Annotated in this window: 20 protein-coding genes; 18 read left to right on the top strand and 2 right to left on the bottom strand. The window is 68.6% G+C overall.

Features of this window, described 5'->3' with window-relative positions; translation table 11 throughout:
• On the bottom strand, positions 1-998 hold a 998-nt coding region (locus tag NJ4_RS03165; protein ID WP_245644426.1), incomplete at its 3' end, for an ABC transporter ATP-binding protein.
• A 150-nt stretch (positions 999-1,148) separates the two neighbouring features.
• On the opposite strand from NJ4_RS03165, the gene NJ4_RS03160 reads away from it, so the two are divergent.
• From NJ4_RS03160 to NJ4_RS03095, 14 genes are all read left to right on the top strand, one after another.
• Positions 1,149-2,126 (top strand): ATP-binding cassette domain-containing protein, encoded by a 978-nt coding sequence (locus tag NJ4_RS03160; RefSeq protein ID WP_067430098.1) that lies wholly within the window; start codon positions 1,149-1,151, stop codon positions 2,124-2,126.
• The gene (locus NJ4_RS03155; protein ID WP_067430094.1) at positions 2,123-2,950 is read left to right on the top strand and encodes an ABC transporter permease; all 828 of its coding nucleotides are present in this window, start codon (positions 2,123-2,125) and stop codon (positions 2,948-2,950) included. Before NJ4_RS03160 ends, NJ4_RS03155 begins: the two co-directional genes overlap by 4 nt.
• Positions 2,951-2,976: 26 nt before the next feature.
• Positions 2,977-3,816 (top strand): DUF1707 SHOCT-like domain-containing protein, encoded by an 840-nt coding sequence (locus NJ4_RS03150; RefSeq protein ID WP_067430091.1) that lies wholly within the window; start codon positions 2,977-2,979, stop codon positions 3,814-3,816.
• Positions 3,813-4,703 carry a DUF1707 SHOCT-like domain-containing protein gene (locus NJ4_RS03145; RefSeq protein ID WP_082748130.1) on the top strand — a complete coding sequence of 297 codons (891 nt, stop codon included), beginning with the start codon at positions 3,813-3,815 and terminating at the stop codon, positions 4,701-4,703. Before NJ4_RS03150 ends, NJ4_RS03145 begins: the two co-directional genes overlap by 4 nt.
• Positions 4,704-4,750: 47 nt before the next feature.
• The gene (locus tag NJ4_RS03140; protein WP_067430085.1) at positions 4,751-5,491 is read left to right on the top strand and encodes a helix-turn-helix transcriptional regulator; all 741 of its coding nucleotides are present in this window, start codon (positions 4,751-4,753) and stop codon (positions 5,489-5,491) included.
• Positions 5,488-6,906 carry a Fe-S cluster assembly protein SufB gene (gene sufB / locus NJ4_RS03135; RefSeq protein ID WP_067430082.1) on the top strand — a complete coding sequence of 473 codons (1,419 nt, stop codon included), beginning with the start codon at positions 5,488-5,490 and terminating at the stop codon, positions 6,904-6,906. Before NJ4_RS03140 ends, sufB begins: the two co-directional genes overlap by 4 nt.
• A 72-nt stretch (positions 6,907-6,978) precedes the next feature.
• Positions 6,979-8,133 carry a Fe-S cluster assembly protein SufD gene (gene sufD, locus NJ4_RS03130; RefSeq protein WP_245644425.1) on the top strand — a complete coding sequence of 385 codons (1,155 nt, stop codon included), beginning with the start codon at positions 6,979-6,981 and terminating at the stop codon, positions 8,131-8,133.
• Positions 8,133-8,468, top strand: a complete 336-nt coding sequence (locus tag NJ4_RS03125) for a non-heme iron oxygenase ferredoxin subunit (RefSeq protein WP_067430076.1) — start codon at positions 8,133-8,135, stop codon at positions 8,466-8,468. The genes sufD and NJ4_RS03125 overlap by 1 nt, the downstream gene beginning before the upstream one ends.
• Before the next feature lie 35 nt (positions 8,469-8,503).
• The gene (sufC, locus tag NJ4_RS03120; protein ID WP_067430073.1) at positions 8,504-9,265 is read left to right on the top strand and encodes a Fe-S cluster assembly ATPase SufC; all 762 of its coding nucleotides are present in this window, start codon (positions 8,504-8,506) and stop codon (positions 9,263-9,265) included.
• Positions 9,266-9,270: 5 nt separating this feature from the next.
• Entirely contained in the window at positions 9,271-10,527 is a 1,257-nt protein-coding gene (locus NJ4_RS03115) for a cysteine desulfurase (RefSeq protein WP_067430070.1), read from the top strand.
• A gap of 1 nt (position 10,528) precedes the next feature.
• A complete protein-coding gene (gene sufU, locus NJ4_RS03110; RefSeq protein ID WP_067430068.1) occupies positions 10,529-10,999 on the top strand; it encodes a Fe-S cluster assembly sulfur transfer protein SufU in 471 nt (156 codons plus the stop codon).
• A complete protein-coding gene (locus NJ4_RS03105; protein WP_067430065.1) occupies positions 10,992-11,345 on the top strand; it encodes a metal-sulfur cluster assembly factor in 354 nt (117 codons plus the stop codon). The genes sufU and NJ4_RS03105 overlap by 8 nt, the downstream gene beginning before the upstream one ends.
• Positions 11,346-11,432: 87 nt before the next feature.
• On the top strand, positions 11,433-12,080 hold the full coding sequence (locus NJ4_RS03100) for an acVLRF1 family peptidyl-tRNA hydrolase (protein ID WP_067430061.1): 648 nt from the start codon (positions 11,433-11,435) through the stop codon (positions 12,078-12,080).
• Positions 12,081-12,100: 20 nt separating this feature from the next.
• The gene (locus NJ4_RS03095) at positions 12,101-12,991 is read left to right on the top strand and encodes a phosphotransferase (protein ID WP_067430058.1); all 891 of its coding nucleotides are present in this window, start codon (positions 12,101-12,103) and stop codon (positions 12,989-12,991) included.
• Between the two features lie 4 nt (positions 12,992-12,995).
• On the opposite strand, the gene ypfJ is transcribed toward NJ4_RS03095, so the two are convergent.
• Complete coding sequence (gene ypfJ, locus NJ4_RS03090; protein ID WP_067430056.1) at positions 12,996-13,934, bottom strand: KPN_02809 family neutral zinc metallopeptidase; 939 nt, start codon at positions 13,932-13,934, stop codon at positions 12,996-12,998.
• A 70-nt stretch (positions 13,935-14,004) separates the two neighbouring features.
• On the opposite strand from ypfJ, the gene NJ4_RS03085 reads away from it, so the two are divergent.
• The 4 genes from NJ4_RS03085 to NJ4_RS03070 form a co-directional block, all read left to right on the top strand.
• On the top strand, positions 14,005-15,603 hold the full coding sequence (locus tag NJ4_RS03085) for an ABC-F family ATP-binding cassette domain-containing protein (protein WP_067430054.1): 1,599 nt from the start codon (positions 14,005-14,007) through the stop codon (positions 15,601-15,603).
• Between the two features lie 51 nt (positions 15,604-15,654).
• Complete coding sequence (locus NJ4_RS03080; RefSeq protein ID WP_082748129.1) at positions 15,655-17,535, top strand: ABC transporter ATP-binding protein; 1,881 nt, start codon at positions 15,655-15,657, stop codon at positions 17,533-17,535.
• Positions 17,532-18,497, top strand: coding sequence for a D-2-hydroxyacid dehydrogenase family protein (locus tag NJ4_RS03075; RefSeq protein ID WP_067430047.1), 966 nt, complete (start codon positions 17,532-17,534; stop codon positions 18,495-18,497). The genes NJ4_RS03080 and NJ4_RS03075 overlap by 4 nt, the downstream gene beginning before the upstream one ends.
• A 30-nt stretch (positions 18,498-18,527) precedes the next feature.
• Positions 18,528-18,811: SDR family NAD(P)-dependent oxidoreductase (locus tag NJ4_RS03070; RefSeq protein ID WP_157550650.1), on the top strand; the 284-nt coding region annotated here is incomplete at its 3' end.

The following is an 18,811-nucleotide window of genomic DNA, read 5'->3' as shown; positions in this document are numbered from 1 at the left end:
GCCTCGAGCTCCCGTCCGGTCAGCTGCAGGAAGACGTCCTCGAGCGTGCGCTGGCCCAGGACCAGGCTCTCGGGGAGCACGTCGTGCTCCTCGCACCACGCGGAGACGCGGGCCAGCGTGGAACCGTCGGCCGGACCGGTGATCAGCAGGCTCTGCTCGTTGATCTCGGTCACCTCGGTGGCGTCGCCCAGGGCGATGCGCAGCTTGTCGGGAGAGCCCGGTGGGAACGGCCGGGTCACCACCAGGCGGATCGTGGCCTGGTCGCGGGCACGGGTCAGCTCGAACGGGGTGCCGCTGGCCACCAGGCCGCCACGGTCGATGACATGGACCAGGTCGGAGAGTCGTTCTGCCTCGTCCATGTGGTGGGTGGTGAGCACGATCGTGACGCCGTCGGCCTTGAGCTCCTCGAGCAGCTCCCAGGTCGTGCGGCGCACCGCCGGGTCCATGCCGGCCGTGGGTTCGTCGACGAAGACCAGCTCGGGGCGTCCCACGATCGCCATCGCCAGGCCGAGTCGCTGCTGCTGCCCGCCGGAGAGACGGCGGTACGGCGTACGCCCGCAGTCGTCGAGGCCGAGACGCTCGACCAGCATTGCGACGGGCAGCGGGTGGGCGTGCAGTGCCGCGATGTGCCGCAGCATCTCCTCGGCGCGGACTCCCGACCATGCGCCACCGGACTGGAGCATGACGCCGATGCGGGGGAGGAGCGCCCGGCGCTCCCGGGTCGGGTCCAGTCCGAGGACCCGCACCTGACCGGCCTGGGGTTTGCGGAAGCCCTCGCACACCTCGAGGGTGGTGGTCTTGCCGGCGCCGTTCGGCCCGAGCACGGAGGTGATGCTGCCGCGCTCGACCCGCAGGGACAGTTCGTCGACCGCGACCTTGTCGCCGTACCTCATGACCAGGCCGTCGATCTCGACGGCCGCCCCGCCGGGATCGGTTCGTCCCGACCCGAGACTGCCGGATCCAGCGTTGCCGGGAACGGCGTCGGGGGAAGGTTGCACCGGGACAGTCTAGGAACCCGGTTCTGCGGCGGAAAAGGAGGTGACCTCCCAGGCCGGCGTGCCTAGGGTGAAGGGCGATGAATTTCGCGGCCGGAGCGGGTCGAAGTGTCAACGAGCCGGACACACCCGGACACATGGGAGAGGCCCACTATGAGTTCACCCCCGGCCATCGAGGCCGACAACCTGGTCAAGCACTTCGGTGACACCGTCGCGGTCGACGGCGTCAGTTTCTCCGTCCCCGAGGGCACGGTCCTCGGCATGCTGGGCCCCAACGGTGCCGGCAAGACCACCACGGTCCGCATGATGACGACCCTGACCACGCCCACCAGCGGCACCGCGAGGGTGGCCGGTCACGACGTGCTCCGCGAGCCCGGCGCCGTCCGCCGCAGCATGGGACTGACCGGCCAGGCCGCGACCGTCGACGAGCTGTTGACCGGCCGCGAGAACCTCCGGCTGATCGGCGGGCTCTACGGCCTGTCGAGGTCCTACATCACCCGGGCCAGCGAGGACCTGCTCGAGCGGTTCTCGTTGACCGACGCCGGCAACCGGATCGTGAAGACCTACTCCGGCGGGATGCGCCGCCGACTGGACCTGGCGGTGAGCCTGATCGCGACCCCGCCCGTGCTGTTCCTCGACGAGCCGACGACCGGGCTCGACCCGCGCAGTCGGGTCGAGCTGTGGGACGTGTTGCGCGAGCTCGTGCGCGAGGGCACCACGCTGCTGCTCACCACGCAGTACCTCGAGGAGGCCGACCAGCTGGCGGACCGGATCGTGGTGATCGACAAGGGCACGGTGATCGCCGAGGGCACACCACTGCAGCTCAAGGACCAGTCCGGCAAGGCGGCGGTGGTCGTGACGGTCTCCGACGTGGCCGACCTCCCCGCCGCCGAGAAGCTGCTGCGCAGCCAGGTCAGCGAGGTGCACATCGACGAGGCCTCACGCCAGCTGACCGCCGCGGCCAACGGCCTGGCCGACATGACCCGCATCGCGTCCGTCTTCGCCGACAGCACGATCGAGCTCGACGACCTGGGTCTCAAGCGTCCGAGCCTCGACGACGTGTTCCTGCACCTGACCGGCCACCGAGCCGAGGACGCCGACGAACAGCCTGAAGAGGAGATGGTCCCGTGAGCGCCACACTGGAACGTCCCGAGATTCGCGACACCGGACTGCTGCGTCAGTCGATGGTGATCGTGCGCCGCAACCTGATCCACATCAAGCGGATGCCCGAGATGTTGATGGACGTCACCATCCAGCCGGTGATGTTCGTGATGCTGTTCGCCTTCGTCTTCGGAGGCTCCATCCAGACCGGCTCTCCGTCCGGGTACCGCGAGTGGCTGCTCGGCGGCATCATGGGCCAGACCATCGCGTTCGCGTCGTTCGTGGTTGCGGTCGGCCTCACCGCCGACATCGACAAGGGCATCGTCGACCGGATGCGGTCGCTGCCGATCAACCCGGCGGCGGTCCTCGTGGGCCGCAGCATCTCCAGCCTGCTGCACTCCAGCATCGGCATCGTGGTGATGTCGCTGACCGGGCTGGTCATCGGCTGGCGGATCCGCGGCAGTGTCTTCGACGCCGTGCTGGCCTACGTGCTCCTGCTGCTGTGGGGCTTCGCGATGATCTGGGTCGGCATCCTGGTGGGCTCGAAGATGCGCTCGGTCGAGGCGGTCAACGGGGTGATGTTCACCACGATGTTCCCGATCACGTTCCTGGCCAACACCTTCGCCCCCACCGAGAACATGCCCACCGCACTGCGCTGGCTGGCGGAGTGGAACCCCATCTCCGCGCTGGTCCAGGCGGTGCGCGAGCTGTGGGGCAACACGTCACCGGTCGCCTCCGATGCGGCACTCCCGCTGCAGCACCCGGTGCTGACCACGTTCATCTGGACCATCGGCATCACTGTCGTGATCGCGCCGCTGGCCATCCGGACGTTCCGTCACCGCACCCAGGACTGATCACCGGCTCGGATATTCTCCGGACCATGGCGGCTGTGGTTCGACGTACTCGCGCCCGGCAGAGTGACCGGGACGACGTCCTCGACGCACTGAGCGCGGCGTACGGCGACAGTCAGCTCACCGAGCAGGAGCACGAGAGACGAGTGGCCGAGGCGATCCGGGCCACGCAACTCTCCGAGCTCGCCGGACTGCTCGACGACCTCCAGCTGGAGCCGGGGCCGGCCCGCGACCTGGTCGCGCGGGCGCAGGAGGTGCCCGGCGCCGGGACCCGACGTGAGCGCACGCCCGCCTGGAAGGTCGTGGCGATGACGCTCGGTGGCCTGGCCGTCGTGGTGGTCGCCGTCGTGGCGATCGGTGCGTGGTCCGGGGACGAGGCGACCGAACGGTTGGACATGCGCACCGAGCACAACATCGAGAGCATGGTCGACGACGTGCAGGAGCGGTTCGGCTCCGCCGAGGTCATCGCCGCCGAGATCGACGAGACCCGGGCAGGTCTCTCGGTCCCCGTCGGCTCGGGACGTTACGAGCAGTGGTTCTTCAGTCGTCATGGGCTGACCGACTACGAGCCGGGCAGCGGCCGGTTGTCGGGCCGGCTCGCCCTGGTGGACCTCGCCGAGCTGGACGCCGGCCGACTGCTGGAGAACCTCGAGACGGCATCCACCTCACTCGGGGTCGACGAGGTCGAGCGTTCCACCATCCAGATCGAGCCGGGCCCGGTGCCCGATGGCGTGCCCGGAGCCGCGAAGGTCGCGAAGACCGACGGCCACGTGATCCTTCGGGTCTTCAGTCCCTACCAGGAGGTCGGGGAGCTCTACACCGACCTCGAGGGCAGGGTGCTGCTGAGACTGCCGTTCGGCGCACCATGACCTCGAGAGGAGGATTCGGTGGCGGTGGGAAGCGTCGCCTGTGGCCCGGGCTGCCGGATCGGCCGAGCAGGCGGCAACGCCGACACGTGCTGGACGCGCTGACCATCGGCTACGCCGACGGACAGCTGACCAAGGTCCAGCACGAGGAGCGCGTGTCCTCGGTGCTGAACGCCTCCATCGTCGACGAGCTGCGAACCTCGCTGCGTGACCTGCAGCTTCCGTCGGACCATCCCGCGGGGGCACTGTTCGGCCCGTCGATCGCAGTGCGCTCCCGCCGTGTCCTCGGCAACGTGCTGGTCGTCCTGGGCCTCTGCTTCGCGCTGGTGATGGGTCTGGTCGTCTTCTTCCTCTTCCGCGACGAGAGGCCGGACGCCTCGGCCGTCCCGGTGGCCATGCTCGACCAGTCGGCCCTGGAGCAGCTGGTCGAGCGGGTGGACGATCGTTTCGGAACCACCGAGGTGCTGGTCGCCGAAGTCAGCGCGGCCCGGGTCGACCTCCGGTTCGCGGCCGCGGGCGGGGCCGGACGCTACGAGACCTGGTCGTGGGACGGCCACGAGTTCACCCCGTCGACGAATGGGACGCTTCGCACCGCGCACCCCGGCAGCGTCGACCTCGCCCGGCTCGACGTCGAGCGCCTGGTGGCCAACGTCGACCGGACCACCGGCATGCTCCGTGGCGGGGGGCCTGCCGAGGTGCACGTGACGGTGAGTGGGGGAGCGTGGCCCACCCTGCTCAACGTGCACCGTGAGGTGGGGGCCCGCGGCCCGGTCCAGGTCGAGATCGCGGCCCGCGGGCGAGAGCCGGCTGACTCGGCCCACCTGGTCACCGACCCGACCGGCCGGAGAGTGCTTCTCCGGCTGCCCAGCCACTACCGCCGTGTGAGTTAGGGGACCCTTGCTTGAACGAGTCCCGGTATTAACGTCACACTTGTGTTGTGGAATTCGCCCGGACACCCGTCGCCGTCCCTGAAGGGGACGCCCCGACCCGTGCCCGCGTGCTGCGTTCCATCCTCGAGAAGGGGCCCTCCACGGCCGCCGACCTGGCCCACCTGCTGGACCTCACCCCGGCCGCCGTACGCCGTCACCTCGACCACCTGGTCGAACTCGGCACCGTCGAGGCGCGTGACCAGCGAGTCTACGGTTCCCGCGGGCGAGGACGGCCGGCCAAGGTCTTCGCGCTCACCGAGTCCGGGCGCGACGGCCTCGCTCACCAGTACGACGACCTCGCCGTGCACGCCCTGCGGTACCTGGCCGACACGGCCGGCGACGAGGCCGTCATGGAATTCGCCAGGCAGCGCGTGGCGTTCATCGAACGTGACTACGCCGACCTCGTCCGCGACCAGCCCGACCTCACCCCGGCCGAGGCACTGGCGAAGGTGCTGACCCAGGGCGGGTACGCAGCCGGCGTACGCACCCTGCCGATGGCCGACCAGCTGTGCCAGCAGCACTGCCCGGTCTCCCACGTCGCCGCGGAGTTCCCGCAGCTGTGCGAGGCCGAGACAGAGGCGATCGGCCGCGTGCTGGGCCGCCACGTCCAGCGACTGGCCACCATCGCGCACGGCGACGGTGTCTGCACCACGAGCATTCCCAATCTTGGTCTCGACAGGCTCGACAACCGGGCTGACCAGCGCGGGGCCACCACGATCCACGACAAGAAGGACGGAGCGTCTTCATGACGACCATTGACGAAAGAAACCCGGAGCTCGAGGGCATCGGTCGTTACGAGTTCGGCTGGTCTGACAAGAACGAGGCCAGCGAGAACGCCCGCCGCGGACTCAACGAGGAGGTCGTGCGCGACATCTCCTCGAAGAAGAGTGAGCCGCAGTGGATGCTCGACCTGCGGATGAAGGGCCTCAAGCTCTTCCACCGCAAGCCCATGCCCAACTGGGGATCCGACCTGTCGACGATCGACTTCGACAACATCAAGTACTTCGTCCGCTCCACCGAGAAGCAGGCCACCTCGTGGGAGGAGCTCCCCGAGGACATCAAGAACACCTACGACAAGCTCGGCATCCCCGAGGCCGAGAAGCAGCGCCTCGTCTCCGGCGTCGCCGCCCAGTACGAGTCCGAGGTGGTCTACCACGCGATTCGCGAGGACCTCGAGGAGCAGGGCGTCATCTTCGTCGACACCGACACCGCACTGCGCGAGCACGAAGAGATCTTCAAGGAGTACTTCGGCACCGTCATCCCCGTCGGTGACAACAAGTTCGCCGCGCTGAACACCTCGGTCTGGTCGGGTGGCTCGTTCATCTACGTGCCCAAGGGCGTCCACGTCGACATCCCGCTGCAGGCCTACTTCCGGATCAACACCGAGAACATGGGGCAGTTCGAGCGCACGCTGATCATCGTCGACGAAGACGCCTACGTGCACTACGTCGAGGGCTGCACCGCGCCGATCTACTCCTCCGACTCACTGCACTCCGCGGTCGTCGAGATCATCGTGAAGAAGGGCGGTCGCTGCCGCTACACGACGATCCAGAACTGGTCGAACAACGTGTACAACCTGGTCACCAAGCGCGCCACCTGCGAGGCGGGCGCGACCATGGAGTGGGTCGACGGCAACATCGGCTCCAAGGTGACCATGAAGTACCCCGCGGTCTACCTGATGGGCGAGCACGCCAAGGGCGAGACGCTCTCGATCGCGTTCGCCGGCGAGGGTCAGCACCAGGACGCCGGCGCCAAGATGGTGCACGCCGCGCCCAACACCTCCTCGTCGATCCTGTCGAAGTCGGTGGCTCGCGGTGGCGGTCGTACGTCGTACCGCGGCCTGATCCAGATCAACGAGGGCGCGCACGGCTCGAAGTCCAACGTGCTCTGCGACGCGCTGCTGGTCGACCAGATCAGCCGCTCCGACACCTACCCCTACGTCGACATCCGTGAGGACGACGTGTCGATGGGCCACGAGGCATCGGTCTCCAAGGTCTCCGACGACCAGCTGTTCTACCTGATGTCGCGCGGCATGGCCGAGGACGAGGCGATGGCGATGATCGTGCGTGGCTTCGTCGAGCCGATCGCCAAGGAGCTCCCGATGGAGTACGCCCTCGAGCTCAACCGCCTCATCGAGCTGCAGATGGAGGGCGCGGTCGGCTGACCGGCTCCGCTGCACCCTGCCCTCGCGACCGTCGTACAAGAAAGCCATGAAGTGACTGCTACTGCTGAGAACGTGAGTTCGGCCCTCGAGGTCGACAAGGTGATCTCTCACCTGCACCCCGAGGGGTCCTTCGACCTCGCCGACCACCCGGTTCCGACCGGCCGCGAGGAGGTGTGGCGGTTCACCCCGCTCAAGCGCCTCCACGGCCTGCACCAGGAGGCGCCTTTCGGTGCCGGTGCCTGCACGGTCGAGGTGAGCGCCGCCGAGGGCGTCGTCGTCGAGCAGGTCGCCGCCGACGCCGCCGAGCGTGGCCTGTCGGGACTGGTCCCGACCGACCGCGTGTCGGCCCGGGCCTGGGCTGCGGCCGACGGCGCGACCGTGGTCCGCATCCCGCAGGACGCCGTGGTCGAGGGGGCGACGACGATCTCGCACACCGGCACCGGTGCCGAGCTGGCCGGCGCAGGCCACACCGTGATCATCGCGGAGAAGTTCTCCCGGTCGACCGTCGTGCTGAGCTTCAGCGGCTCCGCTGTGCTGGCCGACAACATCGAGATCATCGTCGAGGACGGTGCTGAGCTGACCGTCGTCTCGCTGCAGGACTGGGCCGACGACGCCGTCCACCACTCCACGCAGCACGCCAGCGTGGGGCGCGACGCCAGCCTCAAGCATGTCGCGGTCTCCTTCGGCGGCGACCTGGTGCGCCACGACGCGACCGCCTCCTACGCCGGCCCCGGCGGATCGGTCGAGATGCTCGGCATGTACTTCGCCGACGAGGGTCAGCACATCGAGCATCGCCTGTTCGTCGACCACACCGCTCCGCACACCAAGAGCAACGTGATCTACAAGGGTGCGCTGCAGGGTCAGGGCGCCCACGCGGTCTGGATCGGCAACGTCTTGATCCGCAAGGTGGCCGAGGGCATCGAGACCTACGAGGAGAACCGCAACCTGGTGCTCACCGACGGCTGCCAGGCTGACTCCGTGCCGAACCTCGAGATCGAGACCGGCGAGATCGAAGGAGCGGGCCACGCCTCGGCGATCGGGCGCTTCGACGACAACCAGCTGTTCTACCTCCGCTCCCGCGGCATCGAGGAGAACGAGGCCCGTCGTCTGGTCGTGCACGGCTTCTTCAACGACCTGATCCGCAAGATCGACGTCCCGGCCCTGGAGGAGCAGCTGCTCGCCACGGTCGAGTCCGAGCTCGAGAAGAACGTCCTCAAGGCGTTCTGATGAGTTTCGTCCGCGCCTGCGCAGGCTCCGAGGTCCACGACGACGAGGCCCTCGGCGTGACCATTGACGACGTCGAGGTGGCCGTGGCCAGGGACGGCGACGAGTTCTTCGCCGTCCAGAACCTCTGCTCCCATGCCGAGGTCGCCCTGTCCGAGGGTGAGGTCGCCGACTGCACCATCGAGTGCTGGCTGCACGGGTCGACCTTCGACCTGCGCACCGGGAAGCCCACCGTGCTGCCGGCCACCGAGCCGATCTCGACCTTCCCGGTCGAGGTGCGCGGAGACGACGTGTACGTCGACATCAGCACCACCCTCAACGGCGTAGCGCCGTCCTGAACCACAGACTTTCGTAGAGAGAAGAGAGAACACACATGAGCACGCTGGAGATCAACGACCTGCACGTCTCGGTTGCCACCGAGGACGGCGACAAGGAGATCCTCAAGGGCGTCACGCTGACCATCAAGGACGGCGAGACCCACGCGATCATGGGCCCCAACGGCTCGGGCAAGAGCACGTTGGCCTACTCGATCGCCGGCCACCCGAAGTACACCGTCACCGGCGGCACCGTCACCCTCGACGGCGACGACGTCCTCGCGATGTCAGTCGACGAGCGGGCCCGCGCAGGGCTGTTCCTGGCCATGCAGTACCCGGTCGAGGTCCCCGGCGTGTCGGTGTCGAACTTCCTGCGCACCGCCAAGACGGCCATCGACGGCGAGGCGCCCAAGCTGCGCACCTGGGTCAAGGACGTCAACGCGACGCTGCAGAAGCTCGACCTCGACGCCTCCTTCGGCACCCGCTCGGTCAACGAGGGCTTCTCCGGTGGTGAGAAGAAGCGCCACGAGATCGCCCAGCTCGAGCTGCTCGACCCCAAGGTCGCCATCCTCGACGAGACCGACTCCGGCCTCGACATCGACGCGCTCAAGGTCGTTTCGGACGGCGTCAACCGTTTCATCGAGGACAAGGACAAGGGCGTCCTGCTGATCACCCACTACACGCGCATCCTGCGCTACATCACGCCCGACTTCGTGCACGTGTTCGTCAACGGCAAGGTCGCCGAGTCCGGTGGCCCAGACCTCGCCGACGAGCTCGAGGCCAACGGCTACGACAAGTACGTCTCCGCGGCGGCGGTCTGATTCCGATGGACGGACTCCTCCCCGAGCTGGAAGTCATCCGCAAGGACTTCCCGATCCTCGAGCGTGAACTTGCCGGCGGCATGCCGCTGGTCTACCTCGACAGTGCCAACACCTCGCAGAAGCCGCAGGTGGTGATCGACACGATGGTCGACCACCTCGAGCGGCACAACGCGAACGTGGCGCGGGCCATGCACCAGCTCGGAGCGGAGTCGTCCGAGGCGTTCGAGAATGCGCGCGACAAGGTCGCCGCGTTCATCAACGCGCCCACACGTGACGAGATCATCTTCACCAAGAACGCCTCCGAGGCGCTCAACCTGGTCGCGAACACGCTGGCCTGGGCGCGCGGTCCGCTCGAGATCGGTGAGGGCGACGAGGTCGTCATCACCGAGATGGAGCACCACTCCAACATCGTGCCGTGGCAGCTGCTCACCGAGCGCAAGGGCGCCACGCTGCGTTGGTTCGGGCTGACCGACGACGGCCAGCTCGACCTGTCGAACATCGACTCCCTGATCACCGAGAAGACGAAGGTCGTCTCGCTGACCTGGGTCTCCAACATGCTCGGCACGATCAACCCCGTCGAGGCGATCGCCCGCCGCGCGCACGAGGTCGGCGCGATCGTGGTCGTCGACGCCTCCCAGGCCGTTCCCCAGATGGCCGTCGACGTCCAGGCGTCGGGTGCCGACCTGCTGGCCTTCACCGGCCACAAGGTCGTCGGCCCCACCGGCATCGGGGTGCTGTGGGGCAGGCGCGAGATCCTCGACCAGCTGCCGCCGTTCCTCGGTGGTGGCGAGATGATCGAGACCGTGGCGATGGAGCGGTCGACGTACGCCGGCATCCCGCACAAGTTCGAGGCCGGCACCCCGCCGATCGTGGAGGCCGTGGGCCTCGGCGCCGCTGTCGACTACCTCGGGCACGTCGGCATGGACGCGATCCGCGCGCACGAGCACGCGATCACGGCCTACGCCCTGGACGGCCTGGCCACCGTGCCCGGTCTGACCGTGCTGGGTCCGATCGACGCGTCGCTGCGTGGGGGAGCGATCTCGTTCGAGATCGACGGTGTGCACCCCCATGACGTGGCCCAGGTGCTCGACTCGCGCGGTGTCGCCGTGCGTGCCGGTCACCACTGCGCCAAGCCGGCCCACAAGCGCTTCGGCGTGCAGGCCTCGACCCGGGCGTCGTCCTACCTCTACACGACCCCGGCCGAGATCGACGCCCTCGTCGAGGGGCTGGAATACACCCGCTCCTACTTCAAGTTGGGTTGACATGAGCCAGGAACTCGACTCCCTCTACCAAGAGATCATCCTCGATCACTACAAGAACCCCTTGAACAAGGGGCTTCGCGAACCGTTCGAGGCCGAGGTGCACCACGTCAATCCCACCTGCGGTGACGAGGTGACCCTGCGCGTGCACCTGGCCGGTGGCGTCGTGGATGACGTCTCCTACGACTCGATGGGCTGCTCGATCTCGCAGGCGTCGGCCTCCGTGCTGACCGACCTGGTGATCGGCAAGCCGGTCGACGAGGCGATGCAGATCCACGCGACCTTCCAGGAGCTCATGCAAGGGCGTGGCAACGTGGAGCCCGACGAGGACGTCCTCGAGGACGGCATCGCCTTTGCCGGTGTCGCGAAGTTCCCGGCCCGCGTGAAGTGCGCCCTGCTGTCGTGGATGGCATTCAAGGACGCGACGGCCCAGACGCTTGCTGCAGCCGACAACAAGGAGAGCACCAATGGCTGACCACTCTGACATCCCCGAGGCGCCCGTGGGCACCTCGACCGTGACCAAGGACGACGTCACCGAGGCGATGAAGGACGTCGTCGACCCCGAGCTCGGCATCAACGTCGTCGACCTCGGCCTGGTCTACGACGTGCACCTCGACGAGGGCTCCAACGTCGTGCTCGACATGACGCTCACCTCGGCTGCGTGCCCGCTGACCGACGTGATCCAGGACCAGACGAACTCCGCGCTCGAGGGCATCGTCAACGACGTGGCGATCAACTGGGTCTGGATGCCGCCGTGGGGCCCGGACAAGATCACCGACGACGGCCGCGAGCAGTTGCGGGCGCTCGGGTTCAACGTCTGACCCGACGAGATCGCTCAACTCCGTGGATCACAGTCATCAGGTGACTGCAATCCACGGAGTTGTCGCATTTCTCGGTAGCCTCGCCGGGTGACGTCCCTCCTCGTGCCCACCACGCGACTCGTGCGTTGGGTGGAGAACTTCGCGGCCCGCCACGGCGGCAGTTCGCTCGATGTCACCGACGGCGCGTTGTCCGGTCTCGGGGGCGACGGGTCGACGTTTGTGGGGCGGCCGCCCTTCGGTCGTTCCTACGACGGGGCACCGGCAGTCGCGTCGTTCGTGGAGGCCTGCGTGCCGCCCCGACACTGGGGCGTGCTGCTCGTGCGCAAGGGCGGATTCGCCATCGCCAGCCTGAACGGCGACACGATCGTCGAGTCGAAGGTCGGGCAGCGTCACGTGCAGGGGCGGACCAAGGCGGGTGGCCAGAGTCAGCAACGTTTTGCCAGGCGTCGCGACAACCAGGCCCGGCAGGCCTACGAGGCCGCCGCCGGTCATGCCGTGCGCATCCTGGGTCCGTTCGAGGAGAAGCTCCGGTCGGCCGCCGGTGACCCTGATGTGGTGCTGGTGACCGGGGGAGACCACGACGCGATCGAGGCCGTGCTCGCCGACCAACGCCTCCGGTTGCTCGCAACCCGCGTCGTCGAGCCGTTCCTCGCCGTGCCGGATCCCCGGCGATCGGTGCTCGAAGGCGCGATTGCGGACGCCGGGTCTGTCAGGATGACGGTCGTCAACACCTGACTGACACCGCAGGAGTCGCGATGTGGCAGCCCGAACCAGACTGGCAGCCTGTGCCCGGAGGCATGGGCAGCTCGACGCTGGGGGTGTGGCGGGTCGATGACCTCGTGGTCAAACGGGTCCAGGCGCCGCAGCCCGGGGACCCGGGTGAGCTCTCCGACGAGCGCCACTTCGCGTGGTGGCGCCGGCCGATCGTGGTCGCGCTGTCCGGAGCGGTGGACGCGACACCGGGTCTGCGCAGCGTGCTTGCGGCCAAGGTCGAGGAGGACGACGAGGGCGCGACGCTGTGGCATCCGTTCGTGGAGGACCAGCACCTGCCGAGCCCCTTCGTGGCACGGGCACTGGGGCGGTTCGCCGGCGCCGAGCTGACTGCGTATCCCTGGCTGGCCACCGACCAACTCGCGGACCGGCTGCGGCGCACCGAGCACAACGGCGGCTGGCGCACCCTGGCCCGGACGACGGTCGCCGACGTCGCGGACCGCCTGTGGCAGCGACGTGGAACCCATCTGCGTCTCCTCGACGAGCTGCCGCCCGTGGCCCAGCACGGCGACCCCGTGCCGGGCAACCTGTTGGCCCGTGACGATGACGACGTGCTGGCGATCGACTGGTCGATGCTCGGTCGAGGCGCGGCCGGAGCCGACCTGGGCTACCTCGCCCTGACCGCCCGAGAGGAGTTCGACGTGCTGGTCGACGCCTACCTGATGGGCCTTCCCGAGGGGACCGCCACCCGCGACCAGGTCGTGCTCGGAGCCCGCATCAACGCGGTCTACACCGCGATGTCGCGCGCCGAGTGGGCGCTGGCCAGGGTCGCCGACGGCCCCGGCGCCTTGGCCGGGAAGTACCGCCACCCGAGCGTGGCGCCCTATCTGCGTTCTCTGCAGCGCCTCTTCCCGCAGATCGAGGCGCTGCTGTGAGACATCACTTCCAGATGTCGCAGGCCTCGTAGTCACCGGAGTCGTAGCCCGTCCTGAACCACTTCATCCGTTCCTCCGACGAACCGTGGGTCCAGGATCCGGAGTCGACGCGACCGCCGGTCACTTCCTGGATGTGGTCGTCGCCGACGGTGTAGGCGGCGCCGACGGCCTCCTCGATGTCGGCGTCGTCGATCGTGAGGATCTGCTCGCCGTTGTCATCCTTGAGGGACTCGATGTGGTGGGTCCACAGACCCGCGTAGCAGTCGGCCTGCAGCTCGAGCTTGACCGCGTCACTGTCCTCACCCTGCTGCGTGCGCACGTTCTTCATCTGGCCGGTGATGTTCTGGATGTGGTGGCCGTACTCGTGACCGAGCACGTAGGGCTCGACGAAGTCGCCGCCCTTGCCACCGAGTTGCCCCTCGAGAACATCATCGAAGAAGGTGGGGTCGAGGTAGATGGTCTGGTCCGCCGGGCAGTAGAACGGCCCGACCGCAGAGGTCGCACTGCCACAGCCGGTGGTAGTCGACCCGGCGAACGTCTTGGCCGGCGCCGCCACGAAGTCTCCGCCCTTGAACTGGGCGGACCAGTAGTCCTCCAAGAGCTTCAGAATCGCCACACGCGCACACGCCTCTGACTCGTTCGCGTCTTCGCCGGTGAGGCACTTGTCGTACTGATCGGCCTGTTGTTGTTGCGCAGGGTCGCTGCCCGCGGCGTTGTTCTGGCCACCGCCGCCATCGCCCTGGTTGATGCCGGGCACCTGTCCGTTGCACATGGCGACCAGGAAGGCGACCACCAGGATCACCAGGCCGAGCTTGCCGCCACCGGCACCGGTGGGGATCGGAAGCTTCATGCCGCCGCCACCGAGGCCGCCACCGCGGCCTCCGCCGCCTCCCGCGTCGGAAACCTTGCCCGAGTCGATCCGTGCCTTGGGATTGAAGCGCATGTGTGCGTCCTTCCTGATGCCCGTGCGGATGCCGGGGCTGAAGCCTCTCGCACGTAGACTAACGATCCTCATGATCACCGCACAGCAACTAGAGGTCCGTGCCGGTGCGCGTCTCCTCATGGAGAACGTCAATTTCCGCGTGGCAGCAGGCGACAAGGTCGGCCTGGTCGGCCGCAACGGAGCCGGAAAGACCACCCTCACCAAGATCCTCGCCGGCGAAGCGCTGCCCGCCTCCGGCAAGGTGCTGGCGACCGGTGAGGTCGGCTACCTGCCCCAGGACCCCCGCACCGGTGACCCCGAGGTGATGGCCCGCGACCGGATCCTGTCCGCACGCGGCCTCGACGACGTCGTACGCCGGTTGCGCCAGGCCGAGGCCGACATGGGCTCCGACGATGCCACTGTCTCCGAGCGTGCCATGAAGCAGTACGCGCGCGCCGACAACGAGCTGCACGCCGGCGGAGGCTACGCCGCCGAGTCCGAGGCAGCCACCATCGCGGCCAGCCTGGGCATCGAGGAGCGCATCCTCGCCCAGCCGCTCAGGACGCTCTCCGGCGGCCAGCGTCGCCGGGTCGAGCTGGCCCGCATCCTCTTCTCCGACGCCGAGACCATGCTGCTCGACGAACCCACCAACCACCTCGACGTCGACTCGATCGTGTGGCTGCGTGAGTTCCTCAAGAGCTACAAGGGCGGGCTGATCGTGATCAGCCACGACAACGAGCTGCTCGAGGCCACGGTCAACAAGGTGATGCACCTCGACGCGAACCGCGCCGAGATCGACGTCTACAACATGGGCTGGAAGAACTACCTCACCCAGCGCGAGACCGACGAGCGACGCCGCAAGCGCGAGCGGGCGAACGCCGAGACCAAGGCCAAGACCCTCACCGACCAGGCCAACCGCATGCGGGCCAAGGCCAGCAAGGCCACCGCCGCGCAGTCGATGCTCAAGCGGGCCGAGAAGATGATGGCCGGCCTCGAGGGTGAGCGCCAGGCCGACAAGGTCGCGAAGATCAAGTTCCCCGCACCGGCCGCCTGCGGCAAGACCCCGCTCACGGCCAAGGAGCTGTCCAAGTCCTACGGCTCGCTCGAGGTCTTCATGGACGTCGACCTGGCCATCGACAAGGGCAGCCGCGTCGTGATCCTCGGCTTCAACGGAGCGGGCAAGACCACGATGCTGCGCATCCTGGCCGGGGTCGACCGGCCCGACACGGGTGAGGTCATCCCCGGGCACGGACTCAAGGTCGGCTACTACGCCCAGGAGCACGAGACGCTCGACACCAGTCGCACGGTGCTCGAGAACATGCAGTCGGCGGCGCCGCAGCTGACCGACACCGAGGCCCGCTCTGTTCTCGGCTCGTTCCTGTTCTCCGGTGACGACGCGCACAAGTCGGCCGCCGTACTCTCCGGTGGTGAGAAGACCCGCCTGGCCCTGGCCAGCCTGGTCGTCTCCAGCGCCAACGTCCTGCTTCTCGACGAGCCCACCAACAACCTCGACCCCGCCTCGCGCGAGGAGGTGCTGGCCGCGATCCGCACCTACGAGGGCGCAATCATCCTGGTCACCCACGACGAGGGCGCAGTCCGGGCGCTCGAGCCCGACCGGGTGCTGTTGCTGCCCGACGGCGACGAGGACCTGTGGAACGAGGGCTACGCCGACCTGGTGTCGCTGGCCTGACCGTGATCGTTGGCCTGATCGTGACGGCCAGGAGCTGAAGGAGGTGGACGCATGGCGGGAATGATGGGTGCCGGCCCGGCCTTCCGCAATCTCCGCACCGACCGGAGCGTGGTCAACAGCCGGCTCGACCGCGGCACCCTGCGCCGGGTGCTCAGCTTCGCCCGCCCACACCGGCGCATCATCGCGGTGTTCCTCACGCTCACCGTGCTCGACGCCTGTCTCGTCGTGGTCACGCCCCTGCTGGTGCAGCGCATCGTCGACGACGGCATCCTGCGCGGCGACACGAGGCTGGTCGCCTGGCTCGCCGGCGCGATGGCCGTCACGGCCCTGATCAGCGGGCTCCTCAACGTGCTGACCGGTTGGTTCTCCTCACGCATCGGCGAGGGGCTGATCTACGACCTCCGCACCCGCGTGTTCGGGCACGTGCAACGCCAGTCGTTGGCGTTCTTCACCCGCACCCAGACCGGTGCCCTCGTCTCGCGACTCAACAACGACGTGATCGGTGCGCAACGTGCCTTCACCTCGGCCCTGTCCAGCACCGTCTCCAACATGATCTCGGTGGTCGTGGTCGGCGCCACCATGTTCGCGCTCAGCTGGCGGGTCACCCTTGCCTGCCTGGCTCTCTTCCCGGTGCTGATGCTGGTCTCGCGCTGGGTCAGCCAGCGGCTGGCCGGCCTGACCCGCGAGCAGATGGACGGCAACGCCGACCTCGGCAACGCGATGACCGAGCGGTTCAACGTGGGCGGTGCGATGCTGCTCAAGCTCTTCGGACGCCGCGACGAGGAGGACCAGCGCTTCGCGGTGAAAGCGGCGGTGGTGCGCGACCTGGGTGTGCGCATCTCGCTGATCACCCGCATCTTCGTGGCCGCCATGATGACTGTTCCGGCGTTGGCAACGGCCCTGGTCTACGGAATCGGCGGCTATCTCGCGATCCAGGAGGAGCTCAGCGTCGGCACCTTGCTCGCCCTGGCCACGTTGCTGCTGCGGTTGCTCGGCCCACTCCAGGGTCTCTCCAACGTCCGCATCGACGTGATGACGGCCCTGGTCAGCTTCGAGCGGGTCTTCGAGCTGCTCGACCTGCCCTCGTTGGTGCAGGAGAAGACCGACGCCGTGGTGCTGCCGCGCAGCACCGCGCACGTCGAGTTCCGGCATGTCGCGTTCACCTACCCACGCGCCGACGAGGTCTCCCTGGCCTCGCTCGAGGTGGTGGCCCGCAAGGAGAGCCGCGACACCGAGCAGGTGCTGCACGACATCACCTTCACCGCCGAGCCCGGTCAGATGATCGCGCTGGTCGGCCCCTCAGGTGCGGGCAAGACCACCGTCACCCACCTGGTCGCGCGACTCTACGACGTCACCGGCGGCGCCGTCCTGATCGGCGGGCACGACGTCCGCGACGTGGAGCTGCAGTCTCTCGAGGACGTGGTCGGCTACGTCACGCAGGACGCCCACATGTTCCACGACACGATCCGCGCCAACCTGCTCTATGCCAGGCGCGACGCCACCGACGACCAGATCCGGGCGGCCCTCGACGCCGCCCAGATCGGACGGCTGGTCGCCTCCCTTCCCGACGACCTCGACACGGTCGTGGGCGACCGTGGCTACCGACTCTCCGGCGGAGAACGCCAGCGTCTCGCCATTGCCCGACTGCTGCTCAAGGCGCCCGCGGTCGTCGTACTCGACGAGGCGACGGCGCACCTGGACTCCGAGTCCGAGGCCGCCGTTCAGCGGGCTCTGGACGCCGCGCTCGAGGGACGCACCTCACTGGTGATCGCACACCGGCTCTCCACCATCCGTGGCGCCGACCAGATCCTCGTCGTCGACGACGGCCGGGTGATCCAGCGCGGCACCCACGCCGAGCTGCTCGTCGAGGGTGGCCTCTACGGCCAGCTGCACCGCACCCAGTTCATCGACGACACCGGAGTCGCACGGTGACCGGCGCGGCCCTCAGCGTCGCCGTCCTCGACGACTACCAGTCCGTGGCGCAGGACGGCGCCGACTGGGCCGGCCTCGAGGACGTCGCGGTGACGTTCCTGCACGACCACCTCGTCGACGAGGGTGCCGCGGTCGCCGCCCTCGAGACGTACGACGTCCTCGTGGTGATGCGAGAGCGCACCCCGCTGACCGCCGGTCTCCTCGCGCGCCTGCCCCGACTGCGCCTGGTGGTGACCAGCGGACTGCGCAACGCCTCGATCGACCTCGACGCGGCGCGGGCTCGGGGGATCACCGTCTGCGGCACCCCCAGCGCGTCGGAACCGCCCACCGAGCTGACCTGGGCACTGATCCTGGGGGTGGCCCGCGGACTCCGCGCGGAGGTGCCCTCGTTCTGCACCGGCGGCCGCTGGCAGAGCACGCTCGGCACCGACCTGCACGGTGCCGTCCTCGGGGTCGTCGGTCTCGGCAAGATCGGAAGCCGGGTGGCCACGATCGGCATGGCCTTCGGCATGGACGTCGTGGCGTGGAGCCCGCACCTGACCGAAGCTCGGTGCGCCGAGGTCGGCGTACGCCCGGCGGCGGACCTGCACACACTGCTCGCCGAGGCCGACGTCACGACCCTGCACCTGGTGCTGGGGGAGAGCACGAGAGGGATCATCGGGCGTGACGAGCTGGCCGCGATGAAGTCGACCGGTCATCTCGTCAACACCTCCCGAGCTGGTCTGGTCGACACCGACGCGCTGGTCGACGCGCTGCGTTCCGGCGCCCTCGCGGGTGCCGGTCTCGACGTGTTCGACGAGGAGCCGCTGCCCGCTGACCACCCGCTGCGCACGCTGCCGAACGTCCTGGCGACCCCGCACCTGGGCTACGTGACACGAGGCAACTACGCCCGCTACTTCGAGGGCGCCGTCGCAGACATCGCCGCCTGGCGGGCCGGATCCCCGGTGCGCCTGCTCACCTGAGCCGCACGCCGAGGTGGCAGGATTCCCGGCATGGACCTGAATCTTCGTGACCGCGTCTACGTCATCACCGGTGGAGCCCGCGGCCTGGGCCGCGCCACGGCCGATCAGCTCGTCGCCGACGGCGCGCGTGTCGTGCTCTCGGGCCGCACGCGTGAGTCCCTGGATGCGGCCGTGGCCGAGCTGGGGAATGGCGCTGTGGCCGTCGAGGCGGACAATGCCGACCCGGCGGCGGCCGGCCGGCTGGTCGCGGCGGCGCGGGAGGCCTGGGGGCGGGTCGACGGCGTCCTGATCTCCGTCGGCGGGCCTCCGGCGGG

The organism is Nocardioides jensenii JCM 1364 = NBRC 14755 (genome assembly GCF_001552535.1).
GTDB lineage: Bacteria > Actinomycetota > Actinomycetes > Propionibacteriales > Nocardioidaceae > Nocardioides > Nocardioides jensenii.
Note: the sequence above shows the minus strand (reverse complement) of the source record. Positions and strands in the feature narration are given on the sequence as shown.